Below are 21,123 nucleotides of genomic sequence, written 5' to 3'. Positions count from 1 at the left end.
GACCCGAGCCCACGGGCCGATCCGGCAGAGCGTGTCACGCTCAGGTTGATTTCTGCCCGTCGAGCGTCTCGCGCAGGATGTCTGCGTGCCCGGCGTGCTGGGCGGTCTCGGCGATGACGTGCATCAGCACCCGGCGCACGCTCCGGACCGCTCCCGGCTCGTTCCAGGGCGCATCCGGCATCGGGTGCGTCGCCGACAGGTCGGGGACGGCGGCGACGATCTCCTCGCTGCGGGCGGCGACCCGCTCGTAACGCGCGAGGATCCGGGCCGGTGTCTCGCCGGGCAGCATCCTGAAGTCGTTCTGGTGATCGATCGCCCACTGCGGGATCTCGCGCGCGATACCGGCCGCGAGGTCATCCCAGGTGACACCGTCGGGCAGGTCGTGGCGCATCGCCGATGGGCCCTCGACCACGAAGCGCATCCACCCTTCCTCCATGGACGCGACGTGCTTGATCAGCCCGCCCAGGCACAGGGCGCTGACCGTCGGGCGCTCGCCCAGTCGCTCGTCGCCGAGCCCGCGGATGGTGTCGGTCAGGGCGGATCGCGCGGTCGCGAGCGCGGCGAGCAGGTCACCCCGCTCGGCGTCGAGGGTTGAGGGGGACGTGGAGGTGGCGGTCACGGAATTGGGGCCTTTCGGGTTGTCGTCGTTGAGTGGCACGCGACAACAGTCACAGGAGAAGCGGCCAGGGAGTGGCCGCTTCTCCGGGCAATATGGGAATCATGCCGAAGACCTCAGCGCGACTGCTGTCGTTGCTCTCGCTGCTCCAGGCTCGCCGGGACTGGCCGGGAGCGCTGCTGGCCGAGCGGCTGGACGTCAGCCAGCGCACCGTGCGCCGAGACGTCGATCGCCTGCGCGAGCTCGGCTATCCCATCGCGGCCTTCAAGGGGCCCGACGGCGGCTACCGGCTCGAGGCCGGCACGGAGCTGCCCCCGTTGCTGTTCGACGACGAGCAGGCCGTCGCCCTGGCCATCGCACTCCAGATCGCCACCACCACCGGTGCCGGCATCGAGGAAGCCGCGGCACGCGCGCTGAACACCGTCCGCCAGGTCATGCCCGCACGGCTGCGCCACCGGATCGACACCCTCCAGGTCACCGCCGTCGAGCGGCCCGCGATCCGGCCGGACCCACAGGTCGACAGCGGTGTGCTCATGGCACTCAGCGCCGCCGTCCATGCCCGCGAGGTGCTGCGCTTCGACTACGGCCCCGCATCCCCACCAGGAGCGGACGACAACGGCGTGCACACCCCGCCGCGCCGGGTGCAGCCTCACCACCTCGTCACCTGGGGCGGGCGCTGGTACCTCGTCGCCTGGGACCTCGACCGCGAGGACTGGCGCAGCTTCCGTGCCGATCGGATCACTCCGCGCACCCCTACCGGGCCCCGCTTCACCCCGCGCGAGCTGCCCGGAGGTGAGGTGGCCGCCTTCGTGGCCGGCAGGTTCCTGGGCTCCGACGGCTCCGGCGACTGGCCCTGCCGCGGCGAGGTGATCCTCGACCTGCCCGCCGCCGCCGTGTCCCGCTACACCCGCGACGGAGTCGTCGAGGAACTCGGCCCGGACCGCTGCCGGCTCGTCCTGGGCTCGTGGTCATGGCCTGCTCTGGCCGCCGCCATCGGCAGGTTCGACGCCGACATCGAGGTCGTCGGCCCGGCCGAGCTCAAGGACGCCTTCGCCCATCTGGCCCAGCGCTTCGCCAACGCCGCGACCGGCAGCCCCGCCACTCCGTGATGGGCGAGACGTTGATATACGATCATGTAGCGCTGCCGTCTCCTGTGGCGGTCGACCCGAATGGGGGCAACGATTTTCACGTACGAGTTCGCCACCGTCGAATGGTTGTGGAACGAGCAGACCATCCGGGTCAACACGCCCGGCGGCAATGAGCGCATGTTCACCGGCAGTTACGACCAGTTGGTCGCGGTGCTTTCCGAACTCGGGGGTCAGGGCTGGGACGTGGCCACGTGCGCGGCCTCCGGCACCTGGCTGTTCTGGACTCTGCGACGCCAGCACTGAGGTCGAGCGGGGCGAGTGCCGCGCGAGCTAGCGGTCGGCCGTCGAGGAACCGGGTGACAGGACTCGGGCGGTGAAGGCCTCTACGGCGTTGATGACGGCTTCGAAGCGCAGCGAGTGGAACAGGTCGAAGGCGTGCTGCCCGCCAGGCAGTTCGGCGTAGACGACCGGCTGGGCCGAGAGATCGCGCAGGCGTTCGGCGAAGAGCCGGGCGCCCTCTACCGGGGCGACGGTGTCACGGTCGCCATGGGCCAGGAAGAACGGCGGCGCATCCGGCCGGACATGGGCAAGAGGCGAGGTCTGCGGGTCCGTGCTGTAAGGGCCGTAGTAGCCGCCCAGGCCGATCACCCCCGCGACGGATGTGTCCACCTGCTCGAAACCGGGCTGGAAGGCGGGGTCGCTCGGAGTGAGCGCGGCCATGGCCGACAGGTGGGCGCCGGCCGAGCTGCCCGCGAGGAAGATCCGATCGGGGTCGGCGCCGTAGAGGCGGCCGTGCTCCCGGACCCAGGCGACGGCCCTCTTGGCATCCACCAGGTGGTCCTCGAAGCTGGCCTGCGGGCGCAGACGGTAGTTCGCGCTGATGCACACCCAGCCCTGGCCGGCCAGACGGTACAGAAGCGGCAGCGCCTGGCTGTTCTTCCTGCCCCCGCTGTAGCCGCCGCCATGCAGGTGGATCAGGACCGGGGCCGCGGTGGGCCGGGAGCGGTGGCGGTAGAGGTCCAGCAGGTTGCGCTTGCCGGCGGGACCGTACCGGATGTCGGGAATCCGCTCCACGGCGCGGTGGCGGCGGAGGAACGGGCTGAGCAGGATCCGCCCGTACGGCAGGCGACGCGTGACGGGCACCGGCCCCATCGCGCGTCGCACGGCAGGCAGCGCCAGATGGCCACGCCAGGCCACCAGGACCAGGCCCGCCATGGTCACCGCCGCCCCTCCTGCGACGACGGGCGAGGTCAGGTCACCCAGGACGAGGGCCAGAACCGTGGCGGCCAGGAGCCAGGCGGACGCCACGAAGGGCAGCTCGTTGAGTGCCACGCCGAGGCGGAACCCGAGCATGGCCAGGGGCCGCGGCCGGGCCGGTGCCGCCAGCGCGAACAGGCAGCAGATCGCGATGACCGCCACGGTGAAGAGGTATCCGTAGGGCAGGCTCATCGCCGTACCAGCCCCGGGATGAGCACCGCGCCGACGACCAGATGCAGCAGGATCAGCACCAGCATGGCGCCGGCGCCGACGGCGCTGCCGAGCGGGCCCAGAAGGGACAGGACACACACGACCAGGGCGATGATCGTCCAGATACGGCCGGGCCGGGCCGCCCATCGCTCCAGGACGGCCACGAGCGCCAAGCCCATGAGCCCCGCCAGCAGGCTCGCCACCACGACCGGCACCGGGCCGATCGTTTGCGTGCCGCCGCCCATCCGCACGGTCGGCGTGATGCCTGCCACAGGCACCGCCAAGGCCCACACGGCCAGAGCGGCGGCGGGTGCGCCGATCACGGCGAGGAGAGGTCTTCTGATCGAGATGTTCATGCTGGTCAGCCTCGCCCGGCTCCCCAGCCCGCCGCATCGGGCGCACGGTCGGGCTCTGTCCTTCCCTGGTGGGGTCCGGGTCCGACTTTGGTAGGTGATGGCGCTCCCGTGCCGACGACTAGCCTGGGCCGGTGACCGAGATGCGATCCCCGCGACCTGTGGCGATGGCGGGCGTGATCCTCGGAGTGGGCGCGCTGACCGGCGTGCTGCTGTGGGGAGAGACTGGCGGGTCCATGCCGGGGCTGGATGTCGCGGTCGCGGCGGTGAGCCTGGTCGCGGCGCTCGCCCAGTTGTGGTGGCCGGTCTCCGGGGCGCTCGCCGCCACCCTCCTGGCCGTGGCCTCCCCGGTGGCCACGCCGGCGGCGACGCTGGGGGCACTGCAGGTGGCCCAGCACAGGCGGTTCCCCGTCGCGGCGGCGGTGGCGACGGCGGGCATCGCGGCGCACCTGGTTCAGGGGCTGTGGCGGCCGAACTCCGGCATCTCCTTCGGCTGGTGGCTCCTGCTGATCTGTGCCGCGTACGGCGCGCTGCTCGGCTGGGGGACGCTGGCCCGCTCCCGCCGCGCCCTGCTCATCTCGCTGAGCGAGCGCGCCAGTCGCGCCGAAGCCGAGCAGGGCAGGCGGGTCGCCGAGGCCCGGATGGCCGAGCGCCGCAAGCTCGCCGGGGAGATGCACGACGTGCTGGCCCACCGCCTGTCGCTGGTCGCCACGCACGCCGGGGCGCTGGAATACCGCCCGGACTCCTCTCCCGAGCAGCTCGCCCGGGCCGCCGGCGTGGTCCGCTCCGGAGTGCACCAGGCGCTTGAGGAGTTGCGCCAGGTGATCGGTCTGCTGCGCGAGGAGGACGACCTCCTGAACGAGCTGGAGCCCCGGCCCACGCTGGCCGACCTGCCACGCCTGGTCGCCGAAGCACGCCAGGCCGGCCAAGCCGTACACATCAGCGACGACACCACCGGCGCCGCCCCGCCCGCCACCGGGAGGACCGGCTACCGCGTCGTACAGGAAGGGCTGACCAACGCCCGCAAGCACGCCCCCGGCCGGCCGGTGGAGGTGCTGCTGAGCGGCACGCCCGGCACACGCCTGCTGATCACCCTCAGCAACCCGCTGCCCCCGTCAGGCTCGGCGCCGACCGCGCCCGGCAGCGGCGTCGGCCTGGTCGGACTCACCGAGCGGATACGGCTGGCCGGCGGACAGCTGGACCACCAGAGCACCGGCGGGCAGTTCCGGCTCCAGGCCTGGCTACCATGGCCCGAGTGATCCGCGTGCTCCTGGTCGACGACGACGCCCTGGTCCGCGCCGGGCTGTCCATGATGCTCGACGGCACCGCCGGCATCACCGTCGTCGCCGAGGCGGCCGACGGCCAGGAGGCCATCACCGCCACCGACGCCCACGCCCCCGATGTCGTCCTCATGGATCTGCGCATGCCGCGCGTGGACGGCATCACCGCCACCCGCCGGCTGCGCGCCCGCGCCCGTCCGCCGGAGGTGATCGTGCTGACCACCTTCGACACCGACGAGAACATCCTGCACGCGCTGCGCGCGGGCGCCAGCGGATTCCTCCTCAAGGACACCCCGCCGCCGCAGATCGTGGAAGCGGTCACCCGGGTCGCGACGGGGGAACCGATCCTGTCCCCGCGCATCACCCGGCGGCTGATGGACCGGACCGTCGCCCAGGCCGGAGCCTACGAACGGGCCCGCGCCGCGCTCGCCGCCCTCACCCCCCGCGAGCACGAAGTGGCTCTCGCGATCGCGCACGGCCGGTCGAACGCGGACATCGCCGCCGAGCTCGCCATGGGCATCACCACGGTGAAAGCGCACGTCTCCAGCATCCTGACCAAGCTCTCCCTGGACAACCGCACCCAGATCGCACTCCTCGCCCACGACGCCGGCCTCGCCTGACCGGCATGACTCCAGGAGATCACCTATCCGTATCCGGAGCGCTGAGCCACCTCCCGTCGATCATGAGATCGCGCTCGGCGAGCTCGTTCACCTCGCGCCAGGCCTGCACCTGGAGCGGGACGATGCGGAAGTAGGGGTAGGCACCGCGCTGCTTGCGCGGGTCGAAGCCCGCCTTAGCGGCGAAGGCGTCGCCGACCTCGGCCGGGATCTCGCGGCTGCATCGCGCCGGGCAGGACGGTGACGGGGTTCGACATGCCGCAGCGCCCGCTACGACGAGGCCGAGCGGGCGCTGCGGCAGGCACTGGCGGGCTTCGAGGCGCTCGGGCTGCCCGGCGGGCAGGGCACGATCTGCGCCAACCTCGGGCAGATCCGCCTGTGGCAGGGACGCTCCGCGCAGGCGCTGGAGCACTACCGGGAGGCGCTGGAGCACCATCGCGGCCTGAACTACCTCAGCGGCGAGGCCGACGCGCTCAACGGCATGGGCGTCGCGGCGCGCCGCCTGGGCGAGGTGGCCCAGGCGGTGGAGGACCACCGGGCGGCCCTCGCCATGGCGGTCGAGGCCGGCGACCCGGCCCGGCAGCCTTCCTCACCGGCTGAGCGGCGTCCAAGGCACGCACGCCGACCACCCCAGCGCCGCTGTCGCTTCCCGTGCGGACGTTCAGCTTTCTCGGGTGGTGAACAGCTCCTGGATCCTGGCGCTGCCGCCTTGCTGGAGCCAGGAGGAGAAGTCCAGCATGCCGGGGTGGCGTCGGCGCAGCGCCGCGATGTCGGCCCGCCACAGGCCCCGCCCGTCGGCGAAGGCTCGTCCGGCGTCCTCGCCCCATCCGGCGCTGTCGATGGCGACCTGCCGGTAGGTGATCTCGCGGTCGATGCTCCGGCTGATGAGCTCCACGGCCTGGAGAGGTGTCAGTTCGTCGCCGGCGATCTCGATGGCTTGCCCGAGGTAGTCGTCCGGGTGGGCGAAGGCGAGGGCGGCGAAGGCGCCGATGTCGGTGACGGCGATGAGTTGCACCGGCGTCTCGGGGGCGAAGAGGTGGACGAGCTCCTGTCCGGCGATCCCGCCGAGGGGCAGGCCGGGAATGGCGTGGTTCTCCATGAACCGGACGGGCCGCAGGATCGTGGCGGGCAGGCCGAGCTTCTGGATGTACTGCTCGATGCGCCATTTGCTCTCCCAGTACGGGATGCCGGTCCCGCGTTCCGCACCACCGACCGAGGCGAACACCAGGTGCGAGACACCGGCCGCGACGGCGGCGTCGGCCAGGGCGAGGCCGCGCCGGACCTCGCGGTCGGAGTCCTCGTCGTCGGGCGTGACACCGAAGACCCCGTACGCGCCGGTCGCGGCCCTGGCCAGGGAACCGGGGTCGTCCAGGTTCCCGATGCGCAGCTTGGCCCCCGCCGCCGCGAGCGCCTTGGCGGCGGGGGCGCCGGGGTCGCGGACCAGGGCTCGTACCGGCCGGCCGGCCGCCAGCAGGTGGGCGACGGCCGCGCCGCCCTGGCGGCCCGTGGCGCCGATCACGAGAACGGGTCTGTCCATGGTGGTCATGGGGATCCTTTCCTGGGCCCGGATGAGGGCCAGTAAGCTGAGACTGCCTCAAGAAATATATTGAGAGAGTCTCGACTTAGCAACCGAGGAAGTCACCGTATGGCAAGCACCGACAGGCCACGCCAGCGCCGCATGCGCGCCGATGCGCGCCGCAACTACGAACGGCTGCTCGCCGAGGCGGCGAACGCATTCACCGAGCATGGCGTGGACGCCTCGTTGGAGGACGTCGCCCGGCGCGCCGGCGTCGCGAACGGCACCCTGTATGCCCACTTCCCCACCCGGCAGGCCCTGCTGGAGGCGCTGATGCGCGACCGTATGGAGGCGCTGTCCGGCACCGGCCGTGACCTGCTGGAGCAGGCGTCCCCCTACGAGGCCCTGGTCGCCTGGACGAGGACGGCGATCGAGCACACCGCCACCTATCGGGGCCTCGCGGCGTCGCTGATGCACGCCATCGAGGATGAGACGTCCGAGCTGCACGCCGCATGCCGGTCGGTGCTCAGCGCAGGCGAGCAGCTCCTCGATCGCGCGCGGGCCTCGGGCACGGTACGTGCCGACGTCACGGCATCGGACCTGTACGCCCTGATCAACGCGCTGGCCTGGGCCGGAGAGCAGACCTCCGCGACCCAGGGCGAGCGCCTGCTCGCCTTCGCCCTGGACGGACTGCGCTCACCGAGGAGTAGCCACGCCTGAGGTCGATCGGGGGCTCAACTCAGCGTTACCGAGCACGCCATGGACCGGCGTCCGTTGGCGCCGTTTCACTCGTGGCTGGTGTGCTCTTCTCCCGTCCGTGCGTCCAGGCGGCCTGCCCTGCCCCACAGGTAGCGCTGTTCGGGGAGGCTCGTGGTCAGCCGGGCCGCCAGCCTGTAGTTCTCCCGGGCGGCGGCGTGCTCGCCGGCCAGCTCCTGCAGGTGGGCGCGGACGGCGTACAAGCGGTGGTGGCGGGCCACGCGAGGGTCGCCGTCCAGGCTTTCCAGCAGTTCGAGCCCGGTCCGGGGCCCGCGGGTCATCGCGAGCGCGATGGCGTGATTGAGGGTGACCATCGGGTTCGGCGCGATCCGGCCGAGGATGCCGTACAGGATCCGGATCTGTTCCCAGTCGGTGTCCTCGGCCCGCGACGCCTGGACGTGCAGCGCGGCGATCGCGGCCTGGAGCTGGTAGGGGCCGAGGGGTGAGGAGGACATGGCGTCGGTGACCAGCGCGGCGCCCTCTTCGATCATGGCGGCGTCCCAACGGCTCCGGTCCTGCTCGGACATCGGCACGAGAGCGCCGTCCGGGCTGGTGCGGGCGGCGCGGCGGGCGTCCGTCAGCAGCATCAGCGCGAGGAGGCCGGCGACTTCACCGTCATCCGGCAGGGACCTGTGGACCATGCGGGTGAGCCGGATCGCCTCCGTGGTGAGCTCGCCGCGGTGCAGGTCGGGACCGGAGCTGGCGGTGTAGCCCTCGTTGAAGATCAGGTACAGCACCTGTAGGACGGCGTCCAGCCGTTCGGCCCGTTCCTGGGCGGGCGGCATCTCGAACGACGCCCCAGCGGTCTTGATCCGCTGCTTGGCACGGCTGATCCGCGGCGCCATCGTGGCCTCCGGCACGAGGAACGCCCGCGCCACCTCCGCGGTGGTGAGCCCGCCGACGGCGCGCAGCGTGAGGGCCACCTGGGAGGCGGGTGTCAGTGCCGGGTGGCAGCACAGGAAGAGCAGCGCGAGCGTGTCGTCCTGGTCCCCCGGTTTTTCGTCGCCGGGCACCGGCACGTCCCGCACCGCCGCGGTGACCTCCCGGCGCCGGCGCGCCTGCTCGCTGCGTACCTGATCGATCAGACGGCGGGAGGCGACGGTGACCAGCCAGGACCGCGGTCTGTCCGGAACGCCGTCGGCGGGCCACTGCGTCACCGCGGCGAGCAACGCCTCCTGAACCGCGTCCTCGCACTCCTCGAACCCGCCGTACCGGCGCAGGAGCACGCCGAGGACCTGCGGCGCCAGCTCGCGCAGCAGGTCCCCGAGGCGTTCGGTCGTGCTCACATCTCCATCCCGGCAGAGTCCATCAGCGGCCGCACCTCCACGCCGCCGACCTGACCGCTCGGTATCAGGGCGGCCAGCTCCACGGCCCGCTCCCGGCTCGCGCAGTCGACGAGGTACTGGCCGGCGACATGATCCGCGGTTTCCAGGAACGGCCCCTCGGTCACCGTCATCCCGCCGTCCCGAACCCGTACGGCGGCGCTGATGGACGGATCGGCGAACGCGTGGCCGCTGACCAGCTCCCCCGTCTGCCCGGCCGCGGTCAGGAACTCTTCGTGGTCGAGCCCCTCCCCCGGCAAGGTCGCGGAGTTCACGTAGAGGTTCAGCAGGAACTTCACCGGGTGATCACCCCTCGGGCGTGCCGGCGAAGACCACCGGCCGCACCTCGATGCCGAGCCCCTCGACGCCGGCGTCCGGGATGAGCGCGGCCAGTTCCAGGGCGCGCTCCCTGCTGTCGCATTCCACCAGGTAGTAGCCACCGAGGTACTCCTTGGCCTCAAGATACGGCCCGTCCGTCACCGCCGGCACGCCGCCCCGGACCCTGACCACGGCGCTCTGCGACGGGTCGGCCAGCGCGGCGGTGCCGATCATCTCCCCCGACTTCTGGACGGTCTCCATGAACGCGCCGTGGCCGCTCATCACCTCGTTCCGCTCCTCCTCCGTCAGCGCGTCCCAGACCTGCGGGTTCATGTGCATGATCAACAGGAACTTCACGTCATCTCCCTCGATGTTCGGACGGCGCAGCCAGCGGCGCCGTTCAGGAGTGAGTCGGAGCCGGTGCCGCAGGCTTGACATCGCCGCTGCACCGGACCGCAAGAATTTCGCGGCCGCTCCGGCTGCTTCCCGGCAGTACGCCTCACCTGTGCGTGCCCTGCCCGACGACCTTGTACCCGTACGGCCAGAAGTGCAGGTCGAGTTTCGACTATCGATAGTTTTCCATCGCGACTCGATCGAGGGAGAGATGATGGGAAAGCTGACAGTGCTCGCGCTGCGCACCGTGCTCGTGGCGCTGCTCGTGGGCTCGGTGTTCGTGCAGACCGTAATGGTGCCGCTGCTGGCCGACGACCTGGAGGGGCTCCACGCGGACCTCGCCTACCTGCGCATCCCGCTCCTCGTGATCACGGTCCTGGGCGTCGTGACGATCCAGGTCGTCCTGGTCTGCGTGTGGCGGCTGGCGACGATGGTGCGGCACAGGACCGTGTTCTCTCCCGCCGCCTTCCGGTACGTGGACGTCGTGATCGGCGCGGTCGTGGCGGCCGCCCTCCTGATGTTCGCGCTCGCGGTCGTCCTGGCGCCGGCCGACCCCGTCGCCCCGGGCATCGTCCTGCTGCTGTGCGGGGCCGCCCTGGCGATCCTCGGGGTCGCGATCATCGTGCTCGTGCTGCGGATGCTGCTCGCCCAGGCCGTCGCGCGCGACGTCGAGGCGACGCAGATGGAGGCCGAGCTGGACGAGGTCATCTGATGCCGATCGTCGTCGACATCGACGTGATGCTGGCCAAGCGGAAGATGTCCGTGGGCGAGCTCGCGGAGCGCGTCGGCATCACGCCCGCCAACCTGGCGGTGCTCAAGAACGGCCGCGCCAAGGCGGTGCGCTTCACGACGCTCGACGCGCTCTGCGAGGCTCTCGAGTGCCAGCCGGGCGACCTGCTGCGCCGGGAGGCCGACGACGCCGCGGACGAGTGACATCAGCCGTCGGCGACGGTGACGGCGCCTTGGTTTCCATCCGGCGAAGCGGCTGTCGATGGTCATGGACTTGCCGTCGTGATCGTTCACGTCGAACACGCCGATTGCCCCGTACGAGCTCGTCACCGACCTGCCCGCGCCAACCGGCGACGCCGCCGACCCGCAGCCATGGATCGTCATGACCCTGGCAGGCGGGTGCGGCGGGTAGGGGAGGCAAACGCCCCTCGCTGAATCTACCTGGGGAGCTCGGTGCTGCACCGGAGGGTGTCGCCGACGTGGGCCAGGCCGAAGACAGCGCCCAGCTTGCTCGGGCTGTCCGGCAGGTAGTCGGGCGTTCTGATGCCAGCGATGATCTTTGTCCCAGCGGGCATGGCCGCCGGATCGACGGTGATCACAACGTGCCCGTCCTCCTCCTTGCTGCTGGACATGACCTTGTCGAAGCCCGGGACGTCGACCGGGGAATCACAGAACTCGTTGATTCGTATGTCAGCCGGGATGCCCGCCTGAGCCAAGGTGCTCTCCAGGGTCGCCGGATCGAGGGTCTGCTCCTTGGTGAGCTTGACCGTGACCGTACCGTCGGCGTTGCTGTCGACGGAGAAGGCGGCGAGCTGGACGTGCACGCCCGCGGGAGGCGCGTTGACCTGCGGACCGCCGGTCGCGACGGCGAGCGACAGGCCCCCGACCACGGCGACCCCCGCCGTGATCGCCGTGACATTCCTGCGGCGGCGCGCCCGGCCTGCCGCGACGATCCGCTCGACGGGGGTGTGCATGTGCACGCCCTCCATCGACTCCCTCATGGTGTCGAAGACGTCGCTCATGGTTGGCCCTCCTGAGTGATGGCGGTAGCGAGGTCACTGCGCAGTGTGGCGACGGCCCGTGCCAGGTGTGCCGTGACCGTGCCCGGAGCGATGCCGAGGGTTTTGGCGGTGGCCTCGGTGTCCAGGTCGAGGAAGACCCGCAGCGCCACCACCTCCCGCTGCCGCCTAGGCAGGCGCCGCAGGGCCGCCATCAGCGCGGGGTCGATGCCCTGCGCCTGCTGGTGTCCTTCGGCGTCCTGGCCGGCCAGGGCGACCTCACGGCGGCGTCTACGCCACCACGAGACGTGGGTGTTGAGCGCGGTGCGCACGACCCAGGCGCGTGGTGCGGGATGCGCCCGCACCTTGCGCCAGGCGCTCCACGCCTGCGCGTAGGCCTCGGCGAGCAGGTCCTCGGCCAGGTGCGGGTTCCCGGTGCCGACCAGTACGGCACGCAGGCACGCGTCCCTGCTGTCTCGGTAGAACTCCTCGAACTCCAGTTGCTCCACACCCTCTACACGCCTGGGAGCGTCATCACACTTACCGGAAACCCCACTATTGTTCGCGCGTGGATGGAGACGACGATGCCCGCATACCGCTGGTAGGGACCGCGGCAGCATCGGGGCGAGCGCGCTCGGCACGAGCAGGGGCTGGCCACACCGCCACCGGGTCCGCCCGGCGCCGCGACGCCGGGGAAGGCGCACGCATAGTTGCGGAGCACGTCAATGCTCCACCCGCAGGCCCGGCCGCTGTCACAGCAGACCGGCAAACGCTGTCACATGTCACCGAGAAGGCCACCTAGGCCTTGAACTGGGAGAAGCCCCTGCGGCTCTGCACCTTTGGGCTTGTCGACGCCCGAGAGGGTGGTGGTCTCGGTGAAGCGCGCGCCGTGCCCGGATGCCGGCTTGCCCTTCAGGGCTCGGACCGGATCCTTGGAGGCAGCCTGAGCGGGGCCTCCTGGGCGGGGACGGCCACAACAGGGGGCCACAGACCGCCAGGGCCGTGATCGTCTTCATCAGGAGTCGTGATCATGCCGCGCGGCGGCCGGCCGGGTTATTGGGTGGCGGCAGTGGAGGGTCTGTGGTCACAGTGGGGTTGTGCCGGAGAACAACTTCGATGAACGGACAGCGGAAACGTACGAGGCCAAGTGGCCGGAGCTGTTCGAGCCTGCCGTCGTCGACCCGGCCGTCAGTTTCCTCGCGGATCTGGCGGGGTCAGGCGCCGCTCTCGAACTCGGCATCGGCACTGGCCGGATCGCGTTGCCGCTCAGCCGGCGAGGCGTACGCGTGCACGGAATCGAACTGTCGCCGGCCATGGTGGCGCAGCTGCGGGCCAAGCCCGGCGCGCAGGACATCGGCGTGACCATCGGCGACTTCGCGACCACCGGGCCGGGCGGCACCTTCCGGCTCGCCTACTTGGTGCGCAACACGATCACGAACCTGACCACGCAGGACGAGCAGGTCGAGTGCTTCCGCAACGTGGCGGCGCACCTCGAACCTGGCGGTCGCTTCGTCATCGAGGTCTACGTCCCCGAGCTCCGGCGTCTCCCCCCAGGCCAGACCATCCACCCGTTCACCGTGACCCCGGCGCACCTCGGTTTCGAGGAGTACGACGTCGCTTCGCAGATCGCGATCTCCCATCACTACTGGGTGGTGGACGGCAGGCTTGAGACCCGATCGTCGCCGCACCGGTACGTATGGCCGTCCGAGCTGGATCTCATGGCACGGCTCGCCGGAATGACCTTGCACGCGCGGTGGGCCAACTGGCAGCGCGAGCCCTTCACCAGCGACAGCACCAGCCACATCTCGGTCTGGCACAAGCCGCGGCAGCGGTCGACGAGGGGTGGCGAGTGAGAAAGCCATGGCATCCGGCTACAGGTGCCGGCCCTCGGTCCCGGCGCCGCGACCCGGCGACGTACTGAAACCGCGGATCAATCGAACACCGGATCGCCCATTACGGCGTACCTGGTCCGCACCCCTTCTTGTGCGCGGTCACCAGGGTGAAGCCGAGGAACTCGCCGCCATCCGCGACGAGCATGTCGATCACCGGCTGATGCGCGGCACGCTCCTCAGGGCGGTAATCGGCGCAGGCCCGGGCCCACAGCAGCCAGTCGCGCCAGCCGCCCTCCTGCAGCCGGGCGGAGGTGACCTCCACCAACTCGGTGATCTCCCACTGGAAACGCCACCACTGCGGCGTGTGCCAGGCGATGGCTTCCCAGCCGACCACCTTCTTGATGTGCGCCGGGATCGCGCCGAGCTCGCGAACCTCACGCGTCATCCCTGGGGTGGCCATCCCCAGCCGGCCTCCGGGACGAAGGAACCGCACAAGGTAGGGCAGGTAGTTGTCGGCCGTGCCGAAGTACTCGAAGGCGTCGATGCTCACGATGGCGTCGAAGCTCTCCTCCTCGAACGGCAGGACGTGGGCCTCGGCATGCACCGCCTCCACCCGGTCGCCGACGCCGGCCTCGGCGAAGACCGCCGCCGCCTCGTCCGCGCCGACCCACCAATCGGCCGCGACGACCTGGACACCGTACTCCCGAGCCAGGAACACCGACGTCGCGCCCTTGCCGGAGCCGAGATCCAACACCCGCATACCTGGTTTCAGGTCGAGATCGCGAGCGAGGTCTTCCAACATCCACAGCGGATGGGGGCCCATGTCGAGTCCGAGCAGCCAGGCCGGATCGTAGGTCGACGAGAGCGGGTAGCGATCGGGGCGCACGAGCGCGTCGAATGCGGTCACGCGCCTCGACCCAACACCATCCCGAATCCCTACGCAACCCGATTCACCGGCTGGAGGAGTGCTGGTTAGGGCTCCTGCCGGACACGAACCACCGGAACCTGCTGACCGAGCGGTGCGCCCCTGCCCGAGCGCAACGGGTGGCCAGGCCCAGCCGGGGCACCGTCGAGCGCCGCCTCGCTCCAGCGCGCCACCCCCGGAGCTCGCCCGCTGGAGCCGTCGCGCGCGCCACACGCTTGGGGTACCACGCCGTGAAGACTGCGGGGGCGGCGAAGGTGATCACCTTGATGGCGATGACCAGTGCCGCTGCACGGGGTGAGACATTGATCACGAGCGTCAGGAAGATCGCGGCGACAGTGAAGGCGGCCGCCCAGACAGTCGTGATGATCGCATTGACGCGGTAGAACCGCGGGTCTCCCAGACCTCCCGCGGCGCCATCGTCCGCGCGATGCCCAGCGTGAACGGCTTGCGGACGGCCAGCGAACCCCAGGCCGTGCCCGCCAGCCAGATGTTGACCAGGCCGCCGAGACCTGGAGCGCCTGGAGAACATCCGCGCGTTCGTCGAGAACGGCGGCGACAACCTGGCCGTCTACGGCCGGATCGCCCTCGAGTACGGCCTGCGCCTCGGCAAGATGCAGGCGGAGTAGGCCGAATGGGCGGAAAAGCGCACCCTTAGTGCCTATCAGGCGGCGATTCATCACGATTCCAGATATCTCCCGGCGCCGATTGCTTCTGGCTCGGCGCGAGGGTCACGCGCTCGAATGGGGGCCTGATTCTTATGGAAAAGGGGAGATTTCGATGCGTACCCACGATGCCGTGGTCGTCCCGGAGGGCTCGGCCGAGTTGGTGGAGCTCGCCCACGGTGGCGCGTTCCGGCTGCTGGTCGACGCCGGGGCGACCGGCTCCGCGCTCGGCGCCAACCGGCTCACCCTGACCTCCGGCGCCGATGGTGCCAGACCCCACCACCACGCCCTGTCGTCGGAGTTGTTCTACGTGCTCGCCGGGACGATGGAGTTCCTGCTCGGCGATCGGATGGTCACGGCGGGGGCGGGAAGCCTGATCGTGGTGCCGCCCGGGATGGTTCACGCTTTCGGCGCGTCTGCGGGCTCGGCGGCCGACCTGCTCGTGGTCATGGCGCCCGGCGTCGAGCGGTTCGACTACTTCAGGAGGCTCGGGCGCATCTCGCGCGGCCAGGAGTCCTTCGACGGCCTGCTGCCCGAGCAGGACCGCTTCGACGTCCACTTCGCCGACTCCACGGCTTGGACGCGCGGGCGGGCCCGATGAGCGGGAGCCTCGGCGAAGGGCAGGCCGCCGTGACCTCCGTGCCGGTCGGGAGCGTCTCGACCGCTGTCCGGCTCGGCATGCTGTTCGGGCCGGCCGTGTTCGGCGTCACGGCGGCCGGGGTGGCCCTGCCGGAGGTGGCGCTCGCCCTGCGCGCCGGGCCCGCGGTGGCCTGGGTTCTCATCGTCCACGCGCTCGCGCTGGGCATCGGCACCGCGGTGTTCGGGCGGCTGGCCGACTCGTGGGGAGTCCGGGCCGCCCTGGCCGCCGGTTCGGCCGTCCTCGCCGTCGGCGCGATCATCTGTCTGACCGCGCCCAGCCTCGGCGTACTGATAGCGGGCCGCCTGGCGCTCGCCGCGGGGTCGGGCGCGATGACCTCCTGCGCCCTGGCGGTCCTGGCGGCCACCGGGCCCGACCGGCGGCCCAGGATCCTGGCCGCCTACGGCGGCGTGATGGCGGTCTTCGCGGCCGGCGCCACGCTGGCCGGTGGGGTCGCGACGGCCTGGCTGTCGTGGCGGGTCACGCTGGTCCTGCCCGCGCTCTCCCTGCTCGCCGTGCCTTTCTGCGTCCCTCTGGCCACGAGGCCGGGCTCGCGCAGGCCGGTCGACGCGGCCGGCGCGGCGCTGCTCACCCTCGCGGCCGGCTCGCTGGTGCTGCTTGTCCAGGCGCGGGCGCTGAGCCTGCCGCTCGCGGCCGTCGCGGCCATCGGGGGCGTGCTGGTGCTGTCCGCCGCGGGTCTGAGCCTGCGGACGCGCCGCCGTCCGGAGGGCTTCGTGCCACCGGCGGTGGCGGGTGCCGCCGGGTTCCGGGCGGCGGCGGTCATCGGCATCGGTGTCTACGGTGGTCTGTTCGCCCTGATGTACGCGGCGCCCCAGATCCTGGGCGGGACCCACGGGTGGAGCGTGCTCACCATCGGGGTCGCCCTGCTGCCCGGTGCCGTGGTGGGCGCCGTGTCGTCGCGGCAGGCGGGCCGGCTCGGCGCGGTGATGGGCCGCCGGCTCCTGGCGGGTGCCGCCGCCGTCACCGCGGCCGCCATGGTGATCGCCGGTACGGCGGGCGGCCCGTACGTTCTCGTCGCGGCGACCTCGCTGGCGCTGGCGACGTTCGCCGTCGCCCAGGTGGTGCTCACCGCGGAGATGTCAGCCCTGCTGCCGGCTTCCTGGCGCGGCGCCGGGATGGGGCTGCTCAACCTGGCCTTCTTCGTCGGCGGTGGCGTCGGCTCCGCCGTCGCGGGGACGCTGGCCCCCTGGACGGGACTGCCGGGTTCGGTCGCGGTGATCGCCTGCTTCCCTCTGGTCGCCGCGATGGTGGCGCTGACCCGCCTACCCCCGTCGCCGGCTCATCGGCGCGAGGTCTCGTCGCCGGCTGCCGGGTCCGCCTTGAGCGCGGCGAGGAGCTGCCCCACGGGGGCTGCGACCGGTGCCGCGCGGATGGCGAGCGAGGTGACGACGACGGGACCGTCGAGCGGCCGGACGGCGATCCCCGGCACGGAGGGAAGCCCTGAGACGTCGTAGAAGACGGTCCAGGACGGCTCGTCGGCGGCCATCTCGGAGATCGTCTCGCGCAGGCTGGTGAACGGCGGTCCCGGCGGCGGCGCGACGCCGGCGGCGCGGCAGGCCGTGGTGATCAGATCGTGGAACGGCGGGTTCTTCTCGCGCGGGCAGAGCCGCAGCGGCAGGTCGCCGAGCTGGTCGAGGCGCAGCCGGGGCTCGGCCGCCAAGGGGTGACCGGCGGGGAGCGCGGCGTACAGGGGATCGGTCCACAACGGGATCAGCCGCAGGCCGGGCACCGTGGACGTGGCGCGGACCAGCGCGGCATCCAGCCGTCCCGCCCGAACCTCGGCCAGCCGCTCGGCAGGCGGCACCGTCCTGAGCCGGACTCTCAGGCGGGGCGCGACGGCGGCCAGCTCGGCGAGGCCGCGGGAGAGCCGGTCCCCCGGGCTGTGGATCGCGCCCACCCGCAGGACGCCATCGGTGCCACCGGCGACGCCGGCCGCCACGCGCCTGGCGCGATCGGCCGCCGCCAGCACGGCCCGCGCCTCCGGCAGCAGCCGTTCGCCCGCGGCCGACAGGTGCACATGACGGGTGGAGCGGTCGAACAGCGTCACCCCCAGTTCGCGTTCGAGCCGTCGGACCTGCTGGCTCACCGCGGACTGCACGATGCTGAGGCGCTCGGCGGCCCGGGCGAAACCGCCCTCGTCCGCCACCGCGAGGAAGTACTGAAGCTGCCGGAGCTCCACGCATCCCCCCGCCGCTCATCCGTTCGTACGCACGGGCGACGCATCTCCACGAGCCCGCCCGATATGCTCGCTGATCGCCCGGTTTCGAGCGTACATGGTCACTCCGGCCGCCCCACACGGCCGGTCAAGCGGCGGTCGCCTCAGCTTCCAGGGAGAGCCGGTGCCGGAGCCCGAGGGGTGATCGTCTCAGGCGCGGCCACCGGGGCCGTCGGTCAGGACCGCCGGATGGCGGCGACGTCGAACTCCAGCGTCACCTCATCGCTGAGCAGAACCCCGGTCGCGGCGTTCCAGTTCACTCCCCAGTCCTTGCGGTTGATCGTGACCCTGCCCTCGAAGCCGACCCGGAAGCCGCCCCGCGGATCGTTCTCGGCGGCGGTCAGCTTGAACCCCACGGTGACCTGCTTGGTCAAGCCGCGGATGGTCAGGTCACCGGTGACCTTGAAGTCGGCCCCGTCGACCTGCTCCACCCCGGTCGAGCTGAAGGTGATGGCCGGGTGGTCGTCCGCGTCCAGGAACCTGCCGCGCAGATGCCCGTCGCGCCGACGGTTGCGGGTCTGGATGCTCTTCGCCCGGATCGTGAGCTCGGCGCTCGACTTCGACGGGTCGTCGCCGTCCAGGTACGCGCTGCCCTCGAACTCGTCGAACTGCCCGCGCACCCTGGTGGCCATCGCGTGCCGGCCGACGAAGCCGATCCGCGTGCGCGCGGCGTCGAGGACGTAGTCGCCGGTCAGCTCGCTGAGCTTGGTCATGGTGGTCATGCTCGGGCTCCTAGAGGGAAGGGTGGTTGATCTTCCAGTTCCGGCCCGGTCATGATGCGCGCACGGGCCCGGGTGCCGCGTGGGGCGCCGAGCCCGCCAGCGGAGTGGTGTCGACGTATCTGACCTCGTAGACCCGCTCCGTGAACTTCCAGCCGTCCGGGGTGCGCCGGTAGCGGTCGTGGTAAATGGCGTAGTTCAGGTGCGAGCCGCCGCCGCGCATGCGCCCGAACTCCGCGGTGTACGCTCGGCCGATCGCGGTGTCGCCCTCAAGCTGGATCGTGCCTGGGTGCACGGTTTGTACGAAATAGTCCCAGAGGGCCTGCAGCCGCTCGATCCCGGCGCGGATCTCCTCCCGGCTCTCGAACTCGACGTCGATGTGCGGCATCCGCCACGCGCCGTCCTGCGTGAACAGCGACGCGAAGCGGTCGTAGTCGCGCATCATCCCCGCGTCGGTGAACTCGCCGCGCAGCGCCTCGATCTCGAAGCGGTCGGCGATGGTCTGAACGTCGCTCACGGGTCTCCTTCCTCGTCCATGTTCGCCATCTCTTCAGGTGTTGATCAAGGTGATGTGGAGCTCAGGGCAGCGTGCTCGGCACCGGGTTGGCCGCCCGGGCATGATTTCCTCGGTCTCCACGTCACATCAGACGGATTTGAGGGGTCATCTAAAAGACACCGAGCGGCGGAGGAATGTGACCGATGACCGAGTCCGACTTGCTGGCGGAGGGCTTCGAGCAGAACCGGATCCGCCTGAAGGCGGTGGCCTACCGGATGCTCGGCTCTCTGGCCGAGGCCGACGACGCCGTCCAGGAAGCCTGGCTGCGCGCCAGCCGTTCAGACCCCGGCGGCGTCCACAGCCTGGGCGCCTGGCTGACCACCATCGTCGCCCGCGTGTGCCTGAACGTGCTGCGCTCGCGCGCGGCGCGGCATGAGGAGCTCATGGGCGTGCGCGTGCCCGACCCGGTCATCAGCCGTACGGACGGGACGAATCCCGAGGACGAGGCGCTCCTGGCCGACTCGGTCGGGCTGGCGCTGCAGGTGGTGCTCGAAACACTGACCCCCGCCGAGCGGCTGGCGTTCGTCCTGCACGACATGTTCGACCTGCCCTTCGACGAGATCGCCCCCATGGTGGGGCGTTCCCCGGCCACGGCGAGGCAGCTCGCCAGCCGGGCCCGGCGCCGGGTGCGAGGAGCCGAGGTCCACGCTCCCGACCCCGATATCGGCCGTCAGCGGGAAGTGGTCGACGCCTTCTTCGCCGCGGCACGCCGCGGCGATTTCGACGCGCTCGTCGCGGCTCTGGACCCGGATGTCGTGCTGCGATCCGACGGGGGTACGGCGCGTCCGGACGCTTTCGTGCTGGTCCGCGGCGCGGCCGACGTCGCCGGTCGGGCGCTCATGTTCGCGCCGCACTTCACAGTGGTACGGCCGGCACTGGTGAACGGAGCCGCGGGTGCTGTCGTGACCAGGGACGGGCAGGCGGTCGCGGTCATCGGGTTCACCGTCTCGCGCGGCAGGATCGTGGCGCTCGACGCGATCGCCGACCCCGAGCGCCTGCTCCGGCTCGACCTGGCCGTCCTTGACGACTGACGGGGTCGGGACCGGTTGACCTCAACACGGCTTGAGCTTCTAGCGTGACCTGCATTCCCGTGAGGAGTTCAAGGAGGAGCATCATGCGGATCAGCACGACTGTGGATGCGGCAGGCGGAGGCTCTCGCCGAGGCCAGAGCCCGACTGAGCCATGCCGATGGGAAGCAGCAGCCCCTGTAGGCGTGTTCGGCCGCCGCCTGAAGATCAACCAGCGCCTGTGCCGTGTTGGATCTAGGAGGTGTTGCTGACCCGTGCACGCCACAGGTCGTCCTGGGCGCCTGTCTTCTGCCAGAGCTGGGCGATGCCGTGCCGGCCCAGATCGTCGAGCGGAACGAGGAAGTGCGTGGAGAGCGTTCTGGCGAACTCGTCCGCGTCGGCGATCGTCGAGGACGTCGTGCCGTCAGCGCCCAGCCGGCGCAGCGTACGTGACAGCAGCAACAAGGTGTGCCCGGCAGTCGGCCGGGCGGCCATGAGCGTGGTGACGTACGCCGAATCGGCGGAGGTGGACAGTTCCCGGGAGCGGGCGGCGAAGTCGGCGGCCTCGCGCGGCTGCAGGCGGAAGTCGTAGGACGCGATCGTCCCGCCGGGGTGGTGGTGGAAGCGCCAGGTTTCCGGATCGAGCCGTTCCAGTCGGTAGGTCAGGTTTCCCTGGGTGTGCGGCCCCTCGCGCAGCGGCAGCGGCTCGACGAAGCCGTCCCCGATGCCCGCGTCAGCCAGCCAGCGACGGCCGTCGAGATGGACGAGCAGCGTGTTGTGGTTGCCCCACATCGCCTCACCTCTGGCCGCACGCAAGACCGCGGCCTCCACCATCGTGACCTCGAACCCGGCCAGGCGCAGCAGCATGGCCAGGCCGGCGTTCTGCTCGAAGCAGTAACCGCCGCGTCGCCGCCGCACGAGCTTGTCGAACAGCGCGTCCGGGTCGAGGTTGATCGGCCTGCCGAGCTGGATGTCGAGGTTCTCGTACGGCACGGCCTGCCGCCAGGCCCGGTGCAGGGCCGACAGCGTCTTCGGGTCGGCGGCCACGCGCCCGCGGTAACCGATCCTGTGCAGTATCGGGTCGATGGTCATCTCC

General features: G+C 71.2%; 25 protein-coding genes and 2 pseudogenes. 12 read left to right on the top strand and 15 right to left on the bottom strand.

All coding sequences use genetic code 11. The features are described 5' to 3' along the window. Positions 1–40: 40 nt before the first annotated feature. Positions 41–658 (bottom strand): DinB family protein, encoded by a 618-nt coding sequence (locus V5E28_RS29790; protein ID WP_336211763.1) that lies wholly within the window; start codon positions 656–658, stop codon positions 41–43. Between the two features lie 62 nt (positions 659–720). Between V5E28_RS29790 and V5E28_RS29785 the strand changes: the two genes are divergently transcribed. Together V5E28_RS29785 and V5E28_RS29780 are read left to right on the top strand one after the other, a co-directional pair. Continuing rightward, positions 721–1,725, top strand: coding sequence for a helix-turn-helix transcriptional regulator (locus tag V5E28_RS29785; protein WP_336211761.1), 1,005 nt, complete (start codon positions 721–723; stop codon positions 1,723–1,725). A 60-nt stretch (positions 1,726–1,785) separates the two neighbouring features. Next, positions 1,786–2,007 carry a hypothetical protein gene (locus tag V5E28_RS29780; protein WP_336211760.1) on the top strand — a complete coding sequence of 74 codons (222 nt, stop codon included), beginning with the start codon at positions 1,786–1,788 and terminating at the stop codon, positions 2,005–2,007. A gap of 27 nt (positions 2,008–2,034) precedes the next feature. On the opposite strand, the gene V5E28_RS29775 is transcribed toward V5E28_RS29780, so the two are convergent. Both V5E28_RS29775 and V5E28_RS29770 read right to left on the bottom strand, forming a co-directional pair. Then, complete coding sequence (locus V5E28_RS29775) at positions 2,035–3,153, bottom strand: alpha/beta hydrolase (RefSeq protein ID WP_336211758.1); 1,119 nt, start codon at positions 3,151–3,153, stop codon at positions 2,035–2,037. Next, the gene (locus V5E28_RS29770; protein ID WP_336211756.1) at positions 3,150–3,527 is read right to left on the bottom strand and encodes a DUF6069 family protein; all 378 of its coding nucleotides are present in this window, start codon (positions 3,525–3,527) and stop codon (positions 3,150–3,152) included. Before V5E28_RS29770 ends, V5E28_RS29775 begins: the two co-directional genes overlap by 4 nt. 140 nt (positions 3,528–3,667) lie before the next feature. Between V5E28_RS29770 and V5E28_RS29765 the strand changes: the two genes are divergently transcribed. Together V5E28_RS29765 and V5E28_RS29760 are read left to right on the top strand one after the other, a co-directional pair. Beyond that, positions 3,668–4,783 (top strand): sensor histidine kinase, encoded by a 1,116-nt coding sequence (locus V5E28_RS29765; protein WP_336211907.1) that lies wholly within the window; start codon positions 3,668–3,670, stop codon positions 4,781–4,783. Then, on the top strand, positions 4,771–5,424 hold the full coding sequence (locus tag V5E28_RS29760) for a response regulator transcription factor (RefSeq protein ID WP_336211755.1): 654 nt from the start codon (positions 4,771–4,773) through the stop codon (positions 5,422–5,424). The genes V5E28_RS29765 and V5E28_RS29760 overlap by 13 nt, the downstream gene beginning before the upstream one ends. A 19-nt stretch (positions 5,425–5,443) precedes the next feature. Here the strand turns inward: V5E28_RS29760 and V5E28_RS29755 are convergent, their stop codons facing one another. Continuing rightward, complete coding sequence (locus V5E28_RS29755) at positions 5,444–5,857, bottom strand: hypothetical protein (protein WP_442945886.1); 414 nt, start codon at positions 5,855–5,857, stop codon at positions 5,444–5,446. Between V5E28_RS29755 and V5E28_RS49660 the strand changes: the two are divergent. Further along, positions 5,825–5,917: pseudogene (locus V5E28_RS49660) on the top strand (hypothetical protein); the annotation flags it as partial. The gene V5E28_RS29755 and the pseudogene V5E28_RS49660 overlap by 33 nt on opposite strands. A 165-nt stretch (positions 5,918–6,082) precedes the next feature. Here the strand turns inward: V5E28_RS49660 and V5E28_RS29750 are convergent. Continuing rightward, positions 6,083–6,967, bottom strand: a complete 885-nt coding sequence (locus V5E28_RS29750) for an NmrA family NAD(P)-binding protein (RefSeq protein ID WP_336211752.1) — start codon at positions 6,965–6,967, stop codon at positions 6,083–6,085. A gap of 99 nt (positions 6,968–7,066) precedes the next feature. On the opposite strand from V5E28_RS29750, the gene V5E28_RS29745 reads away from it, so the two are divergent. Continuing rightward, positions 7,067–7,657 (top strand): TetR/AcrR family transcriptional regulator, encoded by a 591-nt coding sequence (locus tag V5E28_RS29745; protein WP_336211749.1) that lies wholly within the window; start codon positions 7,067–7,069, stop codon positions 7,655–7,657. 65 nt (positions 7,658–7,722) lie between these two features. Here V5E28_RS29745 and V5E28_RS29740 read toward each other — a convergent pair whose 3' ends face one another. Genes V5E28_RS29740 through V5E28_RS29730 form a run of 3 tightly spaced genes read right to left on the bottom strand, consistent with a single transcriptional unit; the run spans position 7,723 to position 9,690 of the window. Beyond that, positions 7,723–8,979, bottom strand: a complete 1,257-nt coding sequence (locus V5E28_RS29740; protein WP_336211747.1) for an RNA polymerase sigma factor — start codon at positions 8,977–8,979, stop codon at positions 7,723–7,725. After that, on the bottom strand, positions 8,976–9,314 hold the full coding sequence (locus V5E28_RS29735) for a YciI family protein (protein ID WP_336211744.1): 339 nt from the start codon (positions 9,312–9,314) through the stop codon (positions 8,976–8,978). The genes V5E28_RS29740 and V5E28_RS29735 overlap by 4 nt, the downstream gene beginning before the upstream one ends. Positions 9,315–9,321: 7 nt before the next feature. After that, entirely contained in the window at positions 9,322–9,690 is a 369-nt protein-coding gene (locus V5E28_RS29730; protein ID WP_336211742.1) for a YciI family protein, read from the bottom strand. Positions 9,691–9,940: 250 nt separating this feature from the next. Here V5E28_RS29730 and V5E28_RS29725 point away from each other — a divergent pair, with 250 nt between their 5' ends. Both V5E28_RS29725 and V5E28_RS29720 read left to right on the top strand, forming a co-directional pair. After that, positions 9,941–10,438, top strand: a complete 498-nt coding sequence (locus tag V5E28_RS29725) for a DUF2975 domain-containing protein (protein WP_336211740.1) — start codon at positions 9,941–9,943, stop codon at positions 10,436–10,438. Beyond that, positions 10,438–10,659 (top strand): helix-turn-helix domain-containing protein, encoded by a 222-nt coding sequence (locus tag V5E28_RS29720; protein ID WP_336211738.1) that lies wholly within the window; start codon positions 10,438–10,440, stop codon positions 10,657–10,659. Before V5E28_RS29725 ends, V5E28_RS29720 begins: the two co-directional genes overlap by 1 nt. A gap of 233 nt (positions 10,660–10,892) precedes the next feature. On the opposite strand, the gene V5E28_RS29715 is transcribed toward V5E28_RS29720, so the two are convergent. Further along, a complete protein-coding gene (locus tag V5E28_RS29715) occupies positions 10,893–11,477 on the bottom strand; it encodes a hypothetical protein (RefSeq protein ID WP_336211736.1) in 585 nt (194 codons plus the stop codon). Continuing rightward, positions 11,474–11,962 carry a SigE family RNA polymerase sigma factor gene (locus V5E28_RS29710; protein WP_336211734.1) on the bottom strand — a complete coding sequence of 163 codons (489 nt, stop codon included), beginning with the start codon at positions 11,960–11,962 and terminating at the stop codon, positions 11,474–11,476. Before V5E28_RS29710 ends, V5E28_RS29715 begins: the two co-directional genes overlap by 4 nt. A gap of 588 nt (positions 11,963–12,550) precedes the next feature. Between V5E28_RS29710 and V5E28_RS29705 the strand changes: the two genes are divergently transcribed. Further along, the gene (locus V5E28_RS29705) at positions 12,551–13,306 is read left to right on the top strand and encodes a class I SAM-dependent DNA methyltransferase (protein ID WP_336211733.1); all 756 of its coding nucleotides are present in this window, start codon (positions 12,551–12,553) and stop codon (positions 13,304–13,306) included. A 100-nt stretch (positions 13,307–13,406) separates the two neighbouring features. Here the strand turns inward: V5E28_RS29705 and V5E28_RS29700 are convergent, their stop codons facing one another. Further along, positions 13,407–14,192 carry an SAM-dependent methyltransferase gene (locus V5E28_RS29700; RefSeq protein ID WP_336211731.1) on the bottom strand — a complete coding sequence of 262 codons (786 nt, stop codon included), beginning with the start codon at positions 14,190–14,192 and terminating at the stop codon, positions 13,407–13,409. Between the two features lie 795 nt (positions 14,193–14,987). Between V5E28_RS29700 and V5E28_RS29695 the strand changes: the two genes are divergently transcribed. Together V5E28_RS29695 and V5E28_RS29690 are read left to right on the top strand one after the other, a co-directional pair. Continuing rightward, positions 14,988–15,473: a cupin domain-containing protein gene (locus tag V5E28_RS29695; protein WP_336211729.1), complete on the top strand. Its 486-nt coding sequence runs from the start codon at positions 14,988–14,990 to the stop codon at positions 15,471–15,473. After that, positions 15,470–16,984: an MFS transporter gene (locus V5E28_RS29690; RefSeq protein ID WP_336211726.1), complete on the top strand. Its 1,515-nt coding sequence runs from the start codon at positions 15,470–15,472 to the stop codon at positions 16,982–16,984. Before V5E28_RS29695 ends, V5E28_RS29690 begins: the two co-directional genes overlap by 4 nt. A gap of 2 nt (positions 16,985–16,986) precedes the next feature. On the opposite strand, the pseudogene V5E28_RS29685 reads toward V5E28_RS29690, so the two are convergent. The 3 genes and pseudogenes from V5E28_RS29685 to V5E28_RS29675 form a co-directional block, all read right to left on the bottom strand. Further along, positions 16,987–17,709 (bottom strand): annotated as a pseudogene (locus V5E28_RS29685) (LysR family transcriptional regulator); the annotation flags it as partial. Between the two features lie 212 nt (positions 17,710–17,921). Continuing rightward, positions 17,922–18,467, bottom strand: a complete 546-nt coding sequence (locus tag V5E28_RS29680; RefSeq protein WP_336211724.1) for a YceI family protein — start codon at positions 18,465–18,467, stop codon at positions 17,922–17,924. Between the two features lie 49 nt (positions 18,468–18,516). Then, on the bottom strand, positions 18,517–18,981 hold the full coding sequence (locus tag V5E28_RS29675; RefSeq protein WP_336211721.1) for a nuclear transport factor 2 family protein: 465 nt from the start codon (positions 18,979–18,981) through the stop codon (positions 18,517–18,519). A gap of 182 nt (positions 18,982–19,163) precedes the next feature. Between V5E28_RS29675 and V5E28_RS29670 the strand changes: the two genes are divergently transcribed. Further along, on the top strand, positions 19,164–20,051 hold the full coding sequence (locus V5E28_RS29670; RefSeq protein ID WP_336211718.1) for a sigma-70 family RNA polymerase sigma factor: 888 nt from the start codon (positions 19,164–19,166) through the stop codon (positions 20,049–20,051). A 231-nt stretch (positions 20,052–20,282) separates the two neighbouring features. On the opposite strand, the gene V5E28_RS29665 is transcribed toward V5E28_RS29670, so the two are convergent. Beyond that, the gene (locus V5E28_RS29665; protein ID WP_336211717.1) at positions 20,283–21,119 is read right to left on the bottom strand and encodes an arylamine N-acetyltransferase family protein; all 837 of its coding nucleotides are present in this window, start codon (positions 21,117–21,119) and stop codon (positions 20,283–20,285) included. Between the last annotated feature and the right edge of the window lie 4 nt (positions 21,120–21,123).

This window comes from Nonomuraea sp. LPB2021202275-12-8, from assembly GCF_037044575.1.
Lineage (GTDB): Bacteria > Actinomycetota > Actinomycetes > Streptosporangiales > Streptosporangiaceae > Nonomuraea.
The sequence above is the reverse complement of the archived record's forward strand: the minus strand, read 5'-3'. Positions and strand labels throughout refer to the sequence as shown.